The sequence below is a fragment of the Paraburkholderia fungorum genome (genome assembly GCF_900099835.1).
GTDB classification, from domain to species: domain Bacteria; phylum Pseudomonadota; class Gammaproteobacteria; order Burkholderiales; family Burkholderiaceae; genus Paraburkholderia; species Paraburkholderia fungorum_A.
On record NZ_FNKP01000001.1, the window covers coordinates 3,247,604 to 3,265,531 of the forward strand.

The window sequence follows — 17,928 nt, forward strand, 5'->3', positions numbered from 1 at the left end:
TATTACGCGCCCGATGCAGCAGAGGCGGGTTGAGCCGTCTGCGCAGCACCGCTGGCGGCCGGCGCACCCTGAGCGGCTGCGTCGGAAGCGGGGGTGGCGGGAAGTTGCGCGGCAACTGGCTTGACCTGCATACCCGGGCGTGCCTTGTCGGTGCCCTGAACGATCACGCGCTCACCTGACTTGAGGCCGCTTGCGACCACCCAGTTGTTGCCGTACGTACCGTTGGTCACGAGCTGACGCAGCACCACCTTGTTGTCGTCACCGACGACCAGCGCGGTCGGCTGACCCTTCTGGTCATGCGTGATGCCGATTTGCGGCACGACGATCGCATTCTGGTTGACGCCTTCGTCGATGCGCGCGCGCACGAACATGCCCGGCAGCAGCACCTTGTCGGCGTTCTTGAAGATCGCGCGAACCGTGACCGAACCGGTGCCCTGGTCGACCGTCACGTCGGTGAACTGCAGCTTGCCCTTTTCGGAGTAAGTGCGGCCGTCTTCGAGAATCAGCGAGACTTGCGCGGCGTCCGGACCGGTCGTCTTCAGACGCCCTTCCTGCACTTCACGGCGCAGCTTCAGACCGTCGAGGCTCGATTGCGTCAGGTCGACATAGACCGGATCGAGTTGCTGGACGGTTGCCAGCAGCGTCGCGGCGCTCGCCTGCACGTAAGCGCCCGGCGTGACTTGCGACACGCCGATCTGGCCGGTGACCGGCGAGGTCACGTCGGTATAGCCGAGGTTGATCTGCGCGGTGTCGACGGCTGCCTTGCCCGCTGCGACGTCGGCGACCGCCTGGCCTTGCGAGGCGACGGCGTTGTCGTAGTCCTGCTTGCTGACTGCGTTTGCCGCGACCAGCACCTTATAGCGGTTGGCCTGCGCGGTGACCGACACGAGGTTCGCCTGCGCCTTCGCGAGGGTTGCCTTCGCGTTGTTCAGCGTGGCGATGTACGGCGCCGGGTCGATCTTGTACAGCCGCTGACCGGCCTTGACCTGGCTGCCTTCCGTGAACTCGCGGCGCAGCACGATGCCGTCGACCCGCGCGCGCACTTGCGCCACGAGGAAGGCACTGGTGCGGCCAGGCAGCTCGGTGACCACTGACACCGTGGTCGGCTGGAGAGTGACGACGCCGACTTCGGGCGTTTGTGGCGGCGGGGCAGATTGTTTTTGTCCGCACGCTGCCAGCAATACGGCAGCCGTCGCGGCACTGATTAAGCGGAATGGAACCCGTTCGACGCGCATGGAGCGACCTCTGTCTAAGACTGAGAATGAAAAAGTGCGCGCATCCCTACCCCGGGGACGACAGCGCACACATGCGTCTTGCGACGCTCGACCGGAAGCCCGTGGATGCGAACCGCACCTGCAGGGGCATCGTGATGTGAATGCGCCAAACCGGGAAATGCCGCGCGGCGCCGCCCGTTTGGGCACGGCGCAAAGCGTTTGAAAGGCAACAGTGACGGATATTAACCGGTCGTCACGGCTTGGGCTATCCGATCGTGGGCTGCTATTATATATACGTTCATGAATGCACGTAAAAGTGCATTTATTATTCTTGCAGGCGGGGACCCGCAAGATCACAACGCTATTTGCCCATTTAGCAGACAGATTGTCATCGGATTGACTTAATAACGCTCATCCGGCAAAAACCCCACCGTCAGGGCAGGTCTTACCAACATGGTCAGAAGAACCAAAGAAGAGGCGCAGGAGACCCGCGCGAGCATTCTCGATGCGGCCGAACAGGTTTTCTTCGAGAAAGGGGTGTCACGCACCTCGTTAGCCGACATCGCCCAGGCTGCCGGTGTCACGCGCGGCGCCATTTACTGGCATTTCGAGCACAAAAGCGATCTCTTCACCGAAATGTTCGACCGCGTGCTGCTGCCGCTGGACGAACTCAAGGCCGCGTCGCAGGACCCTAACGAGCCTGATCCGCTTGGGCGGTTGATGGAAATCTGCGTGGTGTGTTTGCGCGATACGGCTAACGACCCGCGCCGCCGGCGCGTGTTCGACATCCTGTTTCTGAAGTGCGAGCTGGTCGAGGAGATGGGACCGGTGATGGTGCGCTATCAGACCAATATGCGCGAAGGGCTTCTGAAGATCGAAGGGGGTCTGCGCAACGCGATCTCCAGGGGGCAGCTGCCCGCCGATCTCGATACGAAGCTGGCGGCCGCAATGGTGCATGCGTTTGTCAGCGGATCGCTGCGCGACATGCTGTTTCTTCCCGATGCCACCGATTTCGGCGCGCACGCGCAGCAGATGCTGGAGGGGATTTTCGATTCGCTGCGGTTGAGTCCGGCGTTGCGCAGGAAGACGGCGTAGTTGGCTGCGCGATTTGCCACGCCGTTACCAACAACGCGACGCGTCGTCAGTGCTCGCTGATCCAGCGCGCCACGTACAACAGCAGCGCGACCACGAAGATCATCGCGGCCCACGCCCAGTTCGGCACCGCGCCGGGTCCCGTCGACCGGCGCGACACGCCCGGCAATACACCACGCGAGACACCGTGCGATGCGCTCGCCGTCCGTCCGGCCAGCGCGTTGTCGTGCTCGGTGCGCGAGCGGCGCGCGATGCCGCCCAGCGTGATCGGTCGCAGGAACACATGCTGCCGACGCCCCGCCGATCCACGCGCCCGGTTCGGACCTTGTCCATGCTTGGCCCGCACGACCGCGTTGAATTCGGTGAAAAAATCCTCGGCCAGTTGACGCAGCGCGTTCTCCAGCTGACGCGTCGGGAGTTCGGCAAGCGGCCCGGACGCCGTCGCCCAGACCGTGTACTCGATGCGCGTGCCACGCTCCCGACCCGCGCCGTGCGCGCCCTCTTCCGCGCGCAAACGCATTTCGATCTGACCGCGCAACGCACCGATGCCCTCGGCACGGGCCTTGAAGTTGATCGTGCGGCGCTGCGCATCGGCGGGACCGGAATCCTGACCCGCCACATGAGCGCGCACGTCGTAACGCGCGCGCAGCGGACCGAGCGGCACGGTCATGGTCAGCGTGTATTCGCCGTGGGAAAGACGGGTGAACGACTCGCAATTGTCGAGGCTGGCGCGCAACAGCGCGAGATCCTGCAAAGCCGCCCAGACGTCGGACGGCGCAAGCGGAATCCGTAATACGTCGTTCAGCTCCATACCAGCCTCCCCGATAAACGCGCGACCACGGGATCAGGATGTCTGATCGATGCGGTCGACGCGCGATGAGTAAAACGCGAGATACCCTTTGATTTGCATAGCCGGTTCGAGCGGCGCTTCGTAGCTCCACACGGCGTTTTCGATCAAACCGTCTTCGGTACGCAGATGAAAGTACGACGCGTCGCCTTTGAACGGGCAATGCGACGTATGTGCAGAACGTTCGAGCCGGGCCATGTTCACGTGTTCGCGCGGAAAATAGAACACATCCGGCAGACCGGTTTCGGAAAGCGTCAAACCTGCCTGCGTGTCGGCCATGGTCACGCCGCCGTGTATCACGCGCACCCGGTGACTATTGCCGCTGATCGAGATGGAGTGGCCGCCCGTGCTCGCGCCGGTACTACCGTGAGGGGTCTGGGCATCGCTCATGTCTCGCTCCGTGATGGTGTGCGGCAGGTTGCGTGTGATCCAACAGAAAAGCCACGGGACGGGCCCGTGGCTTCATTATCGGCCAAACTTCCGCCGATTGCGCGGCAGCGCTGCACGGCGTTCCGCGGCGGCCGCAGCGTCGCCGGAACGTTCAGCCGCTTACTTCGCGCCCCAGTAGAACGCGGCCTTGGTGTTGCCGCTGGCCGGCACGGTCACGGATTTCGACTGGTCGCGATCCTTGTATTGCGCGTGCACGGTGTAGTGGCCGGGATGCAGCTTGACCAGCATATAGGGCCCGCGCGACGACGTGTTCAGCACCTCGGTGTTGTGCGCGTCGACCACGCGTACCTTGACGTCGGCGACGAACTCGGAACCCGGTCCGGTGAAGCGCAGCGATAGCGGCCAGTGGCTTTGCGCCTGCTGCAGCGCCTTCGACTCGTCGAGGCCGACGCCGCCCGACACGAACGAGACATCGCCTTGCTGCTGGGTTTGCGGCATGCCGCCGCCGTTGTCGTTGCCCGCGCTGCTTTGGTCGGTGGTGCTGCCGCCAGTCGTGTCGCTTGCCTGTTGTGCATACGCGCCGCCCGCCAGACCGAGCGTGAGCGCTGCGCATACCGCAGCGGCTACGATCCTTCGCTGATTGCGTTGGGTTTTCATCGGTTCGCTCCTTGTTAAGGTCCTTGTCGTCCGGTATGCCTCGATGGGCCCGGATCAAGGCAGACGCAACCTGCATGCCAGGCGGTCTGCGGAACGGGGCGCTGGTTGGAAACGCTGGCGCGTCGCGGCTTGCGGCCAGCGAAGCCGCCGCTGCCCCCGGTTTTCGTCCGCCCAAAAGAAAACGGTCCGTTTGCAGTAAGTGCAAACGGACCGGCAAGCGTTACTTCAATCGCGGGCTGAAACGGGTGATGCGTCGGTCAAACTGCCATTGATGCGGCCGGCCGCACCGCCTGTTCAGCGCGGTGTCATCAGCCGAGATCGACCGGCACGAAGATTTGCGCGTTGTCACGCTGGATCAGCAGCGCGATGCTGTTACCGGCGCTGGAAATCATCTGCTTGAGCTGATCGACGCTCGCGACCGGCCGGCCGTTGACCGCCAGAATCACGTCGCCCGGCTGGATGCCGGCGCTTTCCGCCGCGCCGCCCGACTGCTGCACCAGCAGACCATGCGACACCGACGCGCCGCTCTTCTCTTCCGGGGTCAGCGGACGCACGGCCACGCCGAGACGGCCTTGCAACTGCGTCGGCTCATCGGCCTTGTTCGACGCGACCTTCGCATCCGACAACGAACCGATCGTCACCTTCAGGTCCTTCGTGGCCTTGTCGCGCCACACCTGCACCGTGGCCGAACTGCCCGGAGCCAGACCCGCAACCTGCGCCGGCAGATCCGACGAATCGTTGACCGGATCGCCGTTCACCGACAGGATCACGTCGCCGGGCTGCAGACCGGCCTTCGCAGCCGGGCCGCCCGGATCGACCGAACTGACCAGCGCGCCGTTCGGCTTCTGCATGCCGAACGAGTTGGCGAGTGTCTGGTTCATCCCCTGCACGGCGACGCCGAGACGGCCGCGGCTCACATGGCCCGTCTTGACGATGTCGTCCTTGACCTTGATCGCTTCGTTGATCGGAATCGCGAACGACAGGCCCTGGAAGCCGCCGGTCTGCGAATAGATCATCGAGTTGATGCCGATCACTTCGCCTTGCAGATTGAACAGCGGCCCGCCCGAATTGCCCGGATTCACCGGCACATCGGTCTGGATGAACGGCGTGTAGTTTTCGTTAGGCAGCGAGCGCGATTTCGCGCTGATGATGCCCGAGGTCACGGTGTTGTCGAAGCCGTACGGCGAACCGATCGCGACCACCCACTGACCGACCTTGCTCTGACGCGGATCGCCGATCTTCACGGTCGGCAGATTGCCCGCGTCGATCTTCAGCACGGCGACGTCAGACTGCTTGTCGGCGCCGACCACTTTCGCCTTGAATTCGCGCTTGTCGGTGAGCTTCACGGTGACGACGTTCGCGCCGTCCACCACGTGCGCGTTGGTCAGGATGTAGCCGTCGCTGCTGACGATGAACCCCGAACCCAGGCTCGCGCTCGGCTGATCCTGAGCGTCGCCACCGCCGTCGCCGCCCTGCATGCCCGGTACACCGCCGAAGAAGTGCTTGTAGAACTGATAGAACGGATCGCTCGGATCGATCGGCAACTGGTTGCCGCCTGCGCTCGGGCCGTTACCACCATTGCCGCGCAGCGCCGCCTGTTTGACCACGTGCTTCGCGCTGATGTTGACGACGGCCGGGCCGTAGGTTTCGACCAGACCCGAGAAGTCGGGAATACCGGTTTTGGCGGCGGCTTCGGCTGGCATCATGGCGGCCTGCACGGGCGAGATCACCTGCGGCGCGGGCAGATCGCGATGACCCGCCACATAGCCGGCGGAAAGCGCAACGGCAATAGCCACTGCAACAGCGCTGCGGGACAAGGTTTTCGCGTTCATCGTGCACTCCTGACTGGAGAAAAGAGACTTTGGGGATGTCGAGGAGCGTACGTGCTGTCACTTAAAAGAGTCTTAAGCAATCGGAGGAACCTTATTTGCGATAGAGCGTCGCCTTTAATCAAGGTTTTTTACGGCTTTTGCGTGAGAAACAGCATCGTTTTTCAGAAGCGAATGGTGACCTGCAATCCACCCGCCGACGATTCATCGAGCGAGACGGTTGCGTGGTGCTGCGTGGCGATCCGGCGCACGATCGCCAACCCCAGCCCGCTACCGGCAACGTCCGTGCGCGCGCGATTGGCACCCGCGCCCGCACGATAAAACCGGTCGAACACGCGATCGCGGTCGGCGGGTTCGATCCCCGGGCCGCTGTCGGCGATGCGCACTACCGGACGCCCGCCCTCCGCCCGCAGACTGACGTCGACGCGCCCGCCGTGCGGCGTGTACTTGGCGGCGTTATCGACGAGATTATTGAACATCACGCGTAGCGCGTCGGCGTCACCGGTAACGGTCGCGGCGTCGCTCGTCTCGATGCCCAGATCGACTCCGCGATTCTCCGCAAGCGGCGCGTAAGCCACCACGCACTCCTGCAGCAGCGCGCGCAAATCGATCGGGTTGGCTACCGCCAGGCCGTCCGGTTCGGAACGCGCGAGCGCGAGCAACTGCTCGGCAAGCCGCGTGGCCCGCGTGACGCCGGCCTGAAGATCGGCAAGCGCGTCGCTACGGGCGGCATCGTCCTTTGCGCGACCGACGAGTTGCGCCTGAATCTGCACGGCGGCAAGCGGCGTGCGCAATTCGTGCGCGGCATCGGCGACAAAGGCTTTCTGGATATCCAACGCGGTCGCGAGCCGATGCAGAAGGCCGTTCAACGCGCGCACCAGCGGCTGCACTTCGAGCGGCAGACGCTGATCCGGCAACGGATCGAGCGCTTCGGGATGACGCGCGTCGAGCGCGCTGGTGACGCGCCGCAACGGCCTGAGCCCGCGCCCGACGATCACCCACACCGCCATGCCCATCAGCGGCAGCAGCACGATCAGCGGCCACAGCGTGCGCAACGCGACGTTGGCCGCAAGCCGGTTGCGCACCGACACCGGCTGCGCAAGCTGCACGACGTTATCGCCGACGATCGCGCCATACACGCGCCACTCGCCGCGTTCGGTATGTTCCGTCGAAAACCCCAGCTCGGCGCGCGGCGCGAGCGGCGCGCTCGGCCGCGAGTAGTACATGAGCACGCCATTGCGATTCCAGATTTGCAGCACGATGCCTTCGTCGCCGGTATCGCGCGAACCGAGCACCTGCGAGAACGGTTCGGACGGCAGCGCGGCGGCGATCTGCTCCAGCTGGTAATCGAAGAGTTCGTTGGCTTCGGCGAGCGCCTGCCGGTAGATCAGCCATCCTGCAATGCCGACGCCGAGCAGCACGAGCGCCAGCAACCAGACCAGCAACTGTCGGCGAATCGAACGCATCGGCTCAGGCGTCCTTTGCGATCATGTAGCCCAGGCCGCGCACATTGCGGATCAGTTCCGCGCCGAGTTTTTTGCGCAGCGCGTGAATATAGACTTCGACGGTATTGCTGCCGATCTCCTCGCCCCAGCCATACATTTTTTCTTCGAGCTGGCTTTTCGACAGCACCGCGCCGGGCCGTGCGAGCAGCGCCTCGAGCAACGCGAATTCGCGCGCGGACAACGCGACCGGCGCGCCGTCGAGCGTGACCTGATGCGACGCGGGATCGAGCGTGAGATTGGCGTGGCGGATCGTCGAATCGCTGCGACCCGACTGACGGCGAATCAGCGCGCGCATCCGCGCACCGAGTTCGTCGAGATCGAAAGGTTTGACGAGGTAATCGTCGGCACCCGCGTCGAGCCCTTTGACGCGATCGGCAATCGCGTCGCGCGCGGTGACGATCAGCACCGGCAGCGCATGGCCGCGCGCGCGCAAGGTGCGCAGCACGTCGAGGCCGTCGCGTTTGGGCAGGCCGAGGTCGAGCAGAACCAGATCGTAAGGTTGCCCGGACGCCGCGCGGATCGCCGATTCGCCGTCTTCCACCCAGTCGACCGCGAAACCCTCGCCGCGCAACGCCTTGCGCACGCCTTCGGCGATCATCCGGTCGTCTTCGACTAGCAAAATGCGCATGGTTGTCCGTTCCGAAACATTTGATGATGCCGCATTCTAGCGCCCGCCCCCGCCATGCGCGGCGCGTGCTGCTTTTTTCACCTCAGCCTGGCGGCATGTCACTACAATGGGCGCTTTGCGTCGCGCGGCGGCGATTGCGGTTTGCGTGTGCTGCTCGCGTATGCGAAATGCGTCATTTCTTCGACGCGTCGGCACGTTGGCCAATACCACTTGCGCACGATGCAGCCGCTGAACTGACGCGTCCCGCCATGTGCCGACACAACCCGGATGGCCGCGTGCCCCACGCCCCGACATTTTGCTTCTTCGCCCGTTCATGACGCACGCTTTTCTGTTCTCTATCGCACGCCGCCTGGCGCAGCGTCCACGTCGCTCTTCTGCCTCCACCGTTCCCGCGTCCCCACAGATTGCGCCGCGTGCGGCGGCATGGCTGCTCGCCTGCGCCACGCTCACGTCGGGCGCTGTGCTGCCGCTTGCCGCGCAGGCGCGTGTCAAGGCTGTGCATCCCAGCGTCAACGTTACGACGGTGTTGCCGCAACCGGTCATGGCCGGCTTGCAGCGCGCACATGTGCCGTTGTCGTCGATCAGCGTGGTGGTGGAAAAAGTCGGCGACCGTACGCCGCTGCTCGCGCTGAACGCGGGCAAGCCGATGATGCCCGCGTCGACGATGAAGCTCGTCACCACTTATTCCGGCCTGTCGATTCTCGGCCCCGACTACCGCTGGCGCACCACCGCCTACGCGGACGGCACGCTCGACGGTAACGGCGTGCTGCACGGCAATCTGTACATTCAGGGCACCGGCGATCCGAAGCTCGTGCCCGAAGAACTGATCGACCTCGTTCAGAAGATCCACAAGGCGGGTATTAACGGAATCGACGGCGCGCTGGTGCTCGACAAGCGCTACTTCGATCCGTCCACGCGCGACCTGCCGCCGTTCGACGACGACGCCACCGCGCCTTACAACGTCGGCCCCGATCCGCTGCTCTACGCGTTTAAATCGCTGTCGTTCACGCTGACGCCGTCGCCCGACGGCAAGGTCACGATCGACGTGCTGCCCGCGCTGTCGCAATTGCAGATCGACAACCAGATGCGCGCAGTCAACGGCCCGTGCCGTGGCGACGCAGCCTCGGTTTCGCCGACCGTGACGCCGCAGCCGAACGGCACCGTGATCGCGTCGTTCACCGGCGACTACTCGATGCACTGCGATCCGCGCACGATCAACGTGGCTGTACTCGATCACTCGGCATTTTTTGCAGGCGGTTTCCTCGCGCTGTGGCAGCAGACCGGCGGCACCTTCACCGGCGCGACGCGCGAAGGCGCGGTGCCGTTCGGCGCGAAACTCGTGGCGACGCACGAGGGGCCGGTGCTGTCCGACATCGTTCGCGACATCAACAAGTTCAGCAACAACACGATGGCGCGCAATCTGTTCCTGACGATCGGCGCGGCCGAAGAAAAACCGCCGGCGACGCCGGCCAAATCGGCTCGTGCAATCGAGGCGTTTTTGCGCCGCGATGCCGTCGACATGCAATACCTGTCGCTCGACAACGGCTCGGGTCTGTCGCGCGACGAACACGTCACCGCACTGTCGCTCGCCGATCTGCTGCAGCGGGCCAACGCGAGCCCGGTCGCGCAGGTATTCGTGGAGTCGCTGCCGATTGCGGGTGTCGACGGCACGATGCGCAACCGCCTGACCAATCGTGGCGCGGGCGGCAATGCGCACATCAAGACCGGCACGTTGCGCGACGTGCGTGCAATTGCAGGCTATGTGGCATCGGCGGACGGTAACAGTTACGTGGTCGTGAGCCTGATCAACGATCCGCATTCGGAAGCCGCGCGCGCCGCGCACGACGCGTTGCTCGAATGGGTCTATGAAGGGCCGTCGCAAGGTTTTACCAAGGTCGCCGATCCCGTCGAAGAGCCGCGCAGCAAGCCCAGGAAAAACCCGCGCAAGCGCGCGAGCCACTGAGGATTCATTCTAGCGAAGGCGCGCGCGGCAACGTCCTGAGCGTGTACGCTGTCGGGCAGTGTTTGACACGCGTGTGAAACGCGAGGCAAACACGCAACATGCAGCATAAGCCGCGCAAACGCAGGGCATCGCGCGGCACACTCGAACGACAACGACACCACCCGCTGCGACCACGCAGCGGTCAGGGACCACGGAGGAAGACACCATGCAATTCGATGCCGAATTGCTGCTGCTCGCCATGGCGCCAGTCTTTCTCGCATGCATCGGCTGGGAGGCGTGGCACCTGCGGCGCACACGGCCGGGCGCGCAGCTTTATAGCTGGCGCGACACGCTGTGCAACGCCGCGCTCGCCCTCATGCAGCAGGCCGCCGACAAGCTCGCGTGGCTCGCCATCATCCCCGTCTACGCTTTCTTCTACGAGCACTACCGCATCCACACATGGCCGGCGACGTGGGTGTCGTTCATCGTGCTGTTCGTTGCGCAAGACCTGCTCTACTACGTGTTCCATCGATGCAGCCATCGGGTGCGCTGGCTGTGGGCCGCACACGTCGTGCATCACTCGTCGGAGCGGATGAATTTTTCGACTGCGTTCCGTCAGAGCCTGATGTATCCGGTCGCCGGCATGTGGCTGTTCTGGATCCCGCTTGCCGTGCTCGGCTTTCCACCGAAGCAGATCGTCGCGATCGTGCTGATCAATCTCGGCTTCCAGTTTTTCGTGCATACGCAGGCCATCGGCAAGCTCGGCTGGCTCGAATACGTGTTCAATACGCCGTCCATTCATCGCGTGCACCACGCGCGCAACGACCGTTATATCGACCGGAACTATGCGGGCGTGCTGGTGCTCTGGGACCGCCTGTTCGGCAGCTATGTCGACGAAGATTCACACGACGCGCCGGTGTACGGCATCGTCGAGCCGCTTCACACCTATAACCCGCTGAAGGCGACGTTTCACGAATGGGCGTCGATGGCCGCCGATTTCGCGAGCGTGCGCGGCTGGCGCAACAAGTGGCGCGCGCTGTTCGCGCCGCCCGCGTGGGCAGCGAATTATCATGCGCGCCGCGCCGCCGGCTCGCCGCTGATGAATCCTGCATCGAGCGACCAAACGGGTGATCAATCCGGCATCGGTGAAAACCATCAAGCTGCGTTTCAAACGCCGCGCAGACCGTGAAAAATTCTGTAAGCTGCGCTCACGCCGCCGACGCGGTGGACGCTGCCTGCAACACATGGCGCAAAGGCCACACATACGAGGAGATGTAGTCAACATGAAGCAAACAGCATCGAAAAAACAGCAATGGTTGCGTGTCAAACAGATCGCCGTGGCAAGCGCCGCGTTCGCGATGCTCGCTGCCTGCGGCGGCGGTAGCGACAACAACAATTCGAGCAGCAGCACGCCGGCAGGGGGCGTCAAATTGCAGGTGGTGTCGTTCGGCGACAGCCTGTCAGACGTCGGCACCTATGCACCGGTGATTCAGGCGAGCTTCGGCGGCGGCCGCTTCACGACCAACCCGGGCGAAGTGTGGACGCAGAAGGTCGCCGAATACTACGGCGACACGCTGACGGCGGCGTACCTCGGCGGCTTCGGTCAGCCGCTGACCGCAACGGGCGGCCTGGGTTACGCGCAGGGCGGCTCGGATGTCGTCAATGCTGAAGGCGAAGGTTGGGCGCCGAACAATGCGGCGGCCACGACGGTGCCGGTCGTGACTCAGGTGCAGAACTACCTGAGCGCGCATACGAGCTTCAATTCGAACCAGCTCGTGCTGATCAACGGCGGCGCGAACGACATCTTCCAGTTTGCCGATACCACCGGAAGCCTAGCTGCCCTCGGCGCAGCGCTGCAGACGCAATACCCGACCAGCGGATTGCCACTCACGCAGGCAGGTCAGGTGACGTTCATCGCCGGCTACCTGCAGCAATTGGCCAACCCGCAGGTCGCGCAGGCCGCTGTCGCGCTCGCTGCACAAATCAATACCATCGTTGCTTCGGGTGCGACCCACGTGGTGGTGTCGACGGTGCCGGACATCGGCAATACGCCGCTCGGCGTCGCCGCCGAAGCAGCAACGCCTGGCGCGGCTGCGCTGTTGTCGGGCGTCACTGCAGCTTACAACGGCATCCTGATTCAGGCCCTGACGGCCTACGGCCTCCTGGGAACCGGCAAGGTGGTCGTCGCCGACGCGTTCACGTGGCTCGATCAGCAGTTGCCGAACTACAAGGCGCTGGGCTTCACGGTGTCGAACACCGGCACGGCATGTAATCTCACCAACATGGTCGCGAACGCAACGGCCTACGGTACGGCGAATCCGGCGGCGACCAACGGTCTTACCCCGGCCGAGTACGGTGCGCAGTTCGGTTCGTCGCTGTTCTGCTCGCCGCAAACCTACACGGTGGCCGGCGCCGACCAAACCTACATGTTCGCCGATACGGTGCACCCGAGCACGCACACGCACGCGCTGTTCGCGCAGTACGTTCAGACGCAGATTGCTGCGAGCGGTTTGGGTAAGTAACGGAATGAGGGACGCGCGCCTGATGGCGCGCAGTACCTGGTGTATCGAAAGCGCCTGGCATAGTTATGCCGGGCGTTTTTTATTGCGGTGGACGGTTGGTGCGAATGTCGCGGGAATGCCTGGTTGCGTGTATGGCCAGTCGGCTACCAGTGGCCCACTAACGACTCATTTGAAAAAACGAATCGCCGCCAGCCATCACGAGCGATGAAACCCAACGCCGTCAGCTCTGCGCCTCGAAAGCCGCTGCTGCACGTCCCAAACGATCGTTCACCGCGATCCATTCGATCGTATCCGGCAACTTCTCGATCAGAATCTGCGTGACGTTCGCTCGATCCAACGCGCGCAGCAAGCCATACAACTCACGCGCGTAGACGTGCGGATCTTCGGGCGCGGCGATGAAATGCACACCTTCGGCATCGGCCCAATGACCGGCACGCGATGCGCGCGCCACCAGCGCCACTCGCTCGCCCGCATCACGCGCGATCAGCAACGGCTCCAGCGCACCAAACGGCAACAGCGCCAACGGCGTGCGCGGCGCGTAATGCGCTTTCAACGTGCCAGAAGCACGCGGCGCGGTAGCATCCGAACCGTCGGGTAGACGCGGCGCTTCGCCGAGGACGTCGGCGATATCTTGCGGCGTCACGCGGCCCGGTCTCAACAGCGCGGGAAAACCGCGCGACAAATCGAGAATGGTCGATTCGATGCCGACATCGGACGCGCCGCCGTCGAGCACGTGAATCGAACTGCCGAACTCGTCGCGCACATGCTGCGCCGTGGTCGGGCTCACATGCCCAAAGCAATTCGCCGATGGCGCGGCCACGCCGCCATGTCCGCAGCGCAAAGCGCTGAACGCTTCCAGCAGCGCTTGCGCCACCGGATGCGACGGGCAACGCAGCCCCACGGAATCCTGCCCGCCACTGACCGCTGCCGGAATCCGCGCGGCTCGCTTCAGAATCAACGTAAGCGGGCCGGGCCAGAACGCGTCGATCAGACGCTGCGCTTCAGCGGGTAAATGCTCGACCCAGTAATTCGGATCACCCTGCGGCGCCAGATGCACGATGACGGGATGATTCGCCGGCCTGCCCTTCGCCGCGTAAATGCGCGCGACGGCATCCGGACTCTCGGCGTCGCCGCCGAGTCCGTACACGGTCTCGGTCGGGAATGCGACCAGACCACCCGCGTCGAGCAACGCAGCCGCGTGCTCGATCTGCGCGGCGCTCACAGGCAATGCGCTCGCGGCGCCTTCAGCGGGTTTCTGTTGATCCGGCATGGTGCTCGCGTCAGCTCGTGATGATGTGCAGAAGCCGCGCGCAATCGCGCCCAGCCGTGCGGGCTTCTTCGAGCGACGCCGCCGTGAAGTTGATATGACCCATCTTGCGGCCACAGCGTGCTTCTTCCTTGCCGTACAGATGCAGACGCGCCGCCGGCATCGCCGCGACTTCGTGCCATGGCGGCGTGACCGCAGCGCCCTTCGGGCCGTCCGGGAACCACACGTCGCCGAGAATGTTCAGCATGACGGCCGGCGAGTGCTGACGCGTGTCGCCGAGCGGCATGCCGGTCATCGCGCGAACCTGCTGTTCGAACTGGCTGGTCGCGCAGGCGTCGACGGTGTAATGGCCGGAATTGTGCGGACGCGGCGCCATTTCGTTGGCGACCAGCGAACCGTCTTCGAGGATGAAAAACTCCACGCACAGCACGCCCACGTAGCCAAGCTTCTCGGCGATTTGCAGCGCGGCTTGCTGGGCCTGCTCGACCAGCGTCGGGCTTGCGTCCGGCGCGGGGACGATGGTGTGCGACAGCACACCGTCGCGGTGAGTGTTCTGCGCTAGCGGATAGACCACCGACGCGCCGCTCGAAGCGCGCGCGATCAACGCGGACACTTCGAACTTCAGCGGCAGGCGTTTTTCCAGCACGCAGGCAACACCGGCGAGCGACGCATGCGCCTCGCGCACTTCTTCGGCATTGCGTACGCGAATCTGGCCTTTGCCGTCGTAGCCCATGCGGGCCGTTTTGAGGATGCCCGGCAGCACGGCTTCGAGTGCGGCGTCGTCGAGCGCGGCGAGCGCGTCCGACGACTCGATCACTACGTGCGGCGCCACCGTCACGCCCGACGACGCGATAAATCGCTTCTCGGCAATCCGGTCCTGGGCGACGGCCACGCAGCGGCCCGCCGGGCTCACGAACGTGGTCTTCGCGAGAAAGTCGAGGCTCGCGGCCGGTACGTTCTCGAATTCGGTCGACACCGCCGCGCACAGCCGCGCGAGTTCGGTCAACGACGCTTCGTCGTCGTAAGCCGCGCGCAGATGGCGATCGGCGACGGCGCCCGCCGGACTGTTTTCGTCCGGGTCGAGTACGGCGACGCGATAGCCCATGGACTGGGCGGCAAAACAGAACATGCGGCCGAGCTGGCCGCCACCGACCATGCCAAGCCATGCGCCTGGCAGAATCGGTGAAACCGGTGTGTTGTCTGGGTTCATCTTAGTGGTCGGTCGCGGCCGGGTAGGCCTTGAGAAAAACAGGCACCCGGCCGGGGGTCAGACAGGGGACGTCTTATATCAATCAGCCCGCGCGATTACAGCGCCGGCAATACCATTGCGTGAGCCGCTTCGTTCTGGCGCACGCGGAACGCAGCCAGTTTCTCCGCGTATTCGTCGCTCGTGCCGGCGAGCAGCGACACCGCGAACAGCGCAGCATTCGCCGCACCCGCTTCGCCGATCGCAAACGTCGCAACCGGCACGCCCTTCGGCATCTGCACGATGGAGTGCAACGAATCGACGCCCTTCAGATACTTGCTCGCGACCGGCACGCCGAGCACCGGCACCGTGGTCTTCGCGGCCAGCATGCCCGGCAGATGCGCCGCGCCGCCCGCGCCCGCGATGATCGCGCGGATGCCGCGCTCACGCGCACTTTCAGCATAGGCGAACATTTCGTCGGGCATACGGTGCGCCGACACAACCTTCGCTTCGTACGGCACGCCGAATTCCTGCAAAATCGCCACGGCGTTCTTCATGACTTCCCAGTCGGAACTGGAGCCCATCAGCACGCCGACGACCGGCGCGCCATGCGTATGGGCAGTTTGAGCTTCACTCATCTTACGGCTTCCCTGTTTCTCGAACGGTACTGATACGACAAGCGCGTAATCAGGCGAGCTTCTGACCGGTCAGACGTTCGAGCGCTTCCTGATACTTTTCGCCCGTCTTCGTGACCACGTCGTCCGGCAGCTTCGGCGCCGGCGGTTCTTTCGCCCACGCCTGCGTTTCGAGCCAGTCGCGCACGAACTGCTTGTCGAACGACGGCGGGTTGGTGCCGACCTGATACTGGTCAGCCGGCCAGAAGCGCGACGAGTCGGCGGTCAACGCTTCGTCCATCAGGTACAGCTTGCCGTGGTTGTCCAGACCGAATTCGAACTTCGTGTCCGCGATGATGATGCCGCGGGTCGCCGCGTAATCCGCCGCTTCCTTGTACAGCCTGATCGAGATGTCGCGGATCGTGGCCGACAGTTCGGTGCCGATGCGGCGCTCCATGTCGTCGTACGTGATGTTTTCGTCGTGATGGCCCATTTCGGCCTTGGCTGCCGGCGTGAAGATCGGCTCAGGCAGCTTCTGTGCGTTTTGCAGGCCCGGCGGCAGTTCGACGCCGCACACCGAACCGGTTGCCTGGTAGTCTTTCCAGCCGCTGCCGGCCAGGTAGCCGCGCACCACCGCTTCGACCAGAATCGGCTCGAGGCGCTTGACGACTACCGCCCGGCCCTTCACCTGCTCGACTTCGTCGGCCGCGACCACGGATTCGGGCGCGACGCCCGTCAGATGGTTCGGCACCACGTGCGCGAGTTTGTCGAACCAGAAGTTCGCCATTTCGTTGAGCACGCGACCCTTATTCGGAATCGGCTCGCCCATGATGACGTCGAACGCCGACAGACGGTCGGTCGTGACGATCAGCAACTGGTCGTTGCCCACCGCATAGTTGTCGCGGACTTTACCGCGGCCGAGCAGCGGCAGCGAGTGGAGCGTAGATTCGTAGAGGGTAGACATCGTCGTGGTTCGCTAAAAGTGAGGCAAAAAGTGTGACCGGAACAAAAGGGAAACGCCGTTCCCCCGATGATGCGGGAACGGCGATCTAACGACAACCTGGCCGGATGGCCAGGTGTAGAGCCTGTTACAGCTTAACGGACGACCTGCGCCAGCTCGCCCGACTTGTACTTCTCCGCGATTTTATCAAGCGAGAGCGGCTTGATCTTGCCAGCCTGGCCTTCGCAGCCGAATTGCATGTAACGGTCGATACAAACCTTCATCGCCGCTTCGCGCGCCGGCTTCAGATAATCGCGCGGATCGAACTTGCCCGGGTTGGTCGCCATGTAGCGGCGGATCGCGCCGGTAATCGCCAGACGCAGGTCGGTGTCGATGTTGACCTTGCGCACGCCGTTACGGATGCCTTCCTGAATTTCTTCGACCGGCACGCCGTAGGTTTCCTTCATATCGCCGCCGAATTCGCGGATTTCAGCCAGCAGTTCCTGCGGCACCGACGACGAACCGTGCATCACCAGGTGCGTGTTCGGAATGCGCTGGTGAATTTCCTTGATGCGCTGAATCGACAGAATGTCGCCCGTGGGCTTCTTGCTGAACTTGTACGCGCCGTGCGAGGTGCCGATCGCGATGGCCAGCGCGTCGCACTGCGTCAGCTTGACGAAGTCGGCTGCCTGCTCCGGGTCGGTCAGCAATTGCTCGCGGGTCATCTTGCCTTCCGCGCCGTGGCCGTCTTCCTTGTCGCCCTGCATGGTTTCGAGCGAACCGAGCACGCCCAGTTCAGCCTCGACCGTGATGCCGATGGAGTGCGCCGCTTCAACGACCTTGCGCGACACGTCCACGTTGTACTCGTACGATGCCACCGACTTGCCGTCGGCCTCGAGCGAACCGTCCATCATCACGCTGGTGAAACCGCTGCGAATCGCCGCCATACAGACCGCCGGCGACTGCCCGTGGTCCTGGTGCATCACGACCGGAATATGCGGATACGACTCGACCGCTGCTTCGATCAGATGACGCAGGAACGCTTCGCCAGCGTACTTACGTGCGCCCGCGGACGCCTGCATGATGACCGGGGCATTGACCTTGTCGGCCGCTGCCATGATGGCCTGCACCTGCTCCAGATTGTTCACGTTGAATGCCGGAAGGCCATAACCGTTTTCGGCGGCATGGTCCAGCAGTTGACGCATTGATACGAGAGGCATGCTTTAACTCCATAGATTGAAACGAATTCTTGTGCCGTCGGCATCTATTTGGCGATTTTTCCGCGGTGCAAACTG

General features: G+C 63.9%; 16 protein-coding genes. 4 read left to right on the top strand and 12 right to left on the bottom strand.

Annotated elements, in window-relative coordinates:
• Positions 1-2 precede the first annotated feature (2 nt).
• Positions 3-1,235 carry an efflux RND transporter periplasmic adaptor subunit gene (locus BLS41_RS14345; RefSeq protein ID WP_074765548.1) on the bottom strand — a complete coding sequence of 411 codons (1,233 nt, stop codon included), beginning with the start codon at positions 1,233-1,235 and terminating at the stop codon, positions 3-5.
• A gap of 432 nt (positions 1,236-1,667) precedes the next feature.
• Between BLS41_RS14345 and BLS41_RS14350 the strand changes: the two genes are divergently transcribed.
• Positions 1,668-2,309 (top strand): TetR family transcriptional regulator, encoded by a 642-nt coding sequence (locus BLS41_RS14350; RefSeq protein ID WP_074765550.1) that lies wholly within the window; start codon positions 1,668-1,670, stop codon positions 2,307-2,309.
• A gap of 46 nt (positions 2,310-2,355) precedes the next feature.
• On the opposite strand, the gene BLS41_RS14355 is transcribed toward BLS41_RS14350, so the two are convergent.
• The 6 genes from BLS41_RS14355 to BLS41_RS14380 all read right to left on the bottom strand — a co-directional run bounded on the left by BLS41_RS14355 (position 2,356) and on the right by BLS41_RS14380 (position 8,162).
• Entirely contained in the window at positions 2,356-3,117 is a 762-nt protein-coding gene (locus BLS41_RS14355) for an SRPBCC family protein (RefSeq protein WP_074765552.1), read from the bottom strand.
• 33 nt (positions 3,118-3,150) lie between these two features.
• A complete protein-coding gene (locus tag BLS41_RS14360) occupies positions 3,151-3,543 on the bottom strand; it encodes a DUF427 domain-containing protein (protein WP_074765553.1) in 393 nt (130 codons plus the stop codon).
• A 159-nt stretch (positions 3,544-3,702) separates the two neighbouring features.
• Positions 3,703-4,200: a hypothetical protein gene (locus tag BLS41_RS14365; protein ID WP_074765555.1), complete on the bottom strand. Its 498-nt coding sequence runs from the start codon at positions 4,198-4,200 to the stop codon at positions 3,703-3,705.
• A gap of 308 nt (positions 4,201-4,508) precedes the next feature.
• Complete coding sequence (locus BLS41_RS14370; RefSeq protein ID WP_074765557.1) at positions 4,509-6,032, bottom strand: DegQ family serine endoprotease; 1,524 nt, start codon at positions 6,030-6,032, stop codon at positions 4,509-4,511.
• 161 nt (positions 6,033-6,193) lie between these two features.
• Entirely contained in the window at positions 6,194-7,495 is a 1,302-nt protein-coding gene (locus BLS41_RS14375; RefSeq protein WP_074765559.1) for an ATP-binding protein, read from the bottom strand.
• Positions 7,496-7,499: 4 nt separating this feature from the next.
• Complete coding sequence (locus BLS41_RS14380; protein ID WP_074765561.1) at positions 7,500-8,162, bottom strand: response regulator; 663 nt, start codon at positions 8,160-8,162, stop codon at positions 7,500-7,502.
• Positions 8,163-8,475: 313 nt separating this feature from the next.
• Here BLS41_RS14380 and dacB point away from each other — a divergent pair, with 313 nt between their 5' ends.
• The 3 genes from dacB to BLS41_RS14400 all read left to right on the top strand — a co-directional run bounded on the left by dacB (position 8,476) and on the right by BLS41_RS14400 (position 12,626).
• Entirely contained in the window at positions 8,476-10,125 is a 1,650-nt protein-coding gene (gene dacB, locus BLS41_RS14390) for a D-alanyl-D-alanine carboxypeptidase/D-alanyl-D-alanine endopeptidase (protein WP_074765565.1), read from the top strand.
• Between the two features lie 205 nt (positions 10,126-10,330).
• The gene (locus tag BLS41_RS14395) at positions 10,331-11,293 is read left to right on the top strand and encodes a sterol desaturase family protein (protein ID WP_074765567.1); all 963 of its coding nucleotides are present in this window, start codon (positions 10,331-10,333) and stop codon (positions 11,291-11,293) included.
• 94 nt (positions 11,294-11,387) lie between these two features.
• Positions 11,388-12,626, top strand: a complete 1,239-nt coding sequence (locus BLS41_RS14400; RefSeq protein ID WP_074765569.1) for an SGNH/GDSL hydrolase family protein — start codon at positions 11,388-11,390, stop codon at positions 12,624-12,626.
• 220 nt (positions 12,627-12,846) lie between these two features.
• On the opposite strand, the gene BLS41_RS14405 is transcribed toward BLS41_RS14400, so the two are convergent.
• From BLS41_RS14405 to fba, 5 genes are all read right to left on the bottom strand, one after another.
• A complete protein-coding gene (locus BLS41_RS14405) occupies positions 12,847-13,896 on the bottom strand; it encodes an L-threonylcarbamoyladenylate synthase (RefSeq protein WP_074765572.1) in 1,050 nt (349 codons plus the stop codon).
• A 10-nt stretch (positions 13,897-13,906) separates the two neighbouring features.
• Positions 13,907-15,103 carry a 5-(carboxyamino)imidazole ribonucleotide synthase gene (locus BLS41_RS14410; protein ID WP_074765575.1) on the bottom strand — a complete coding sequence of 399 codons (1,197 nt, stop codon included), beginning with the start codon at positions 15,101-15,103 and terminating at the stop codon, positions 13,907-13,909.
• 95 nt (positions 15,104-15,198) lie between these two features.
• Positions 15,199-15,717 carry a 5-(carboxyamino)imidazole ribonucleotide mutase gene (purE, locus tag BLS41_RS14415; protein WP_074765577.1) on the bottom strand — a complete coding sequence of 173 codons (519 nt, stop codon included), beginning with the start codon at positions 15,715-15,717 and terminating at the stop codon, positions 15,199-15,201.
• Between the two features lie 49 nt (positions 15,718-15,766).
• Positions 15,767-16,657, bottom strand: a complete 891-nt coding sequence (locus tag BLS41_RS14420) for a phosphoribosylaminoimidazolesuccinocarboxamide synthase (protein ID WP_074765579.1) — start codon at positions 16,655-16,657, stop codon at positions 15,767-15,769.
• A gap of 131 nt (positions 16,658-16,788) precedes the next feature.
• The gene (fba, locus tag BLS41_RS14425) at positions 16,789-17,853 is read right to left on the bottom strand and encodes a class II fructose-bisphosphate aldolase (RefSeq protein ID WP_074765580.1); all 1,065 of its coding nucleotides are present in this window, start codon (positions 17,851-17,853) and stop codon (positions 16,789-16,791) included.
• Between the last annotated feature and the right edge of the window lie 75 nt (positions 17,854-17,928).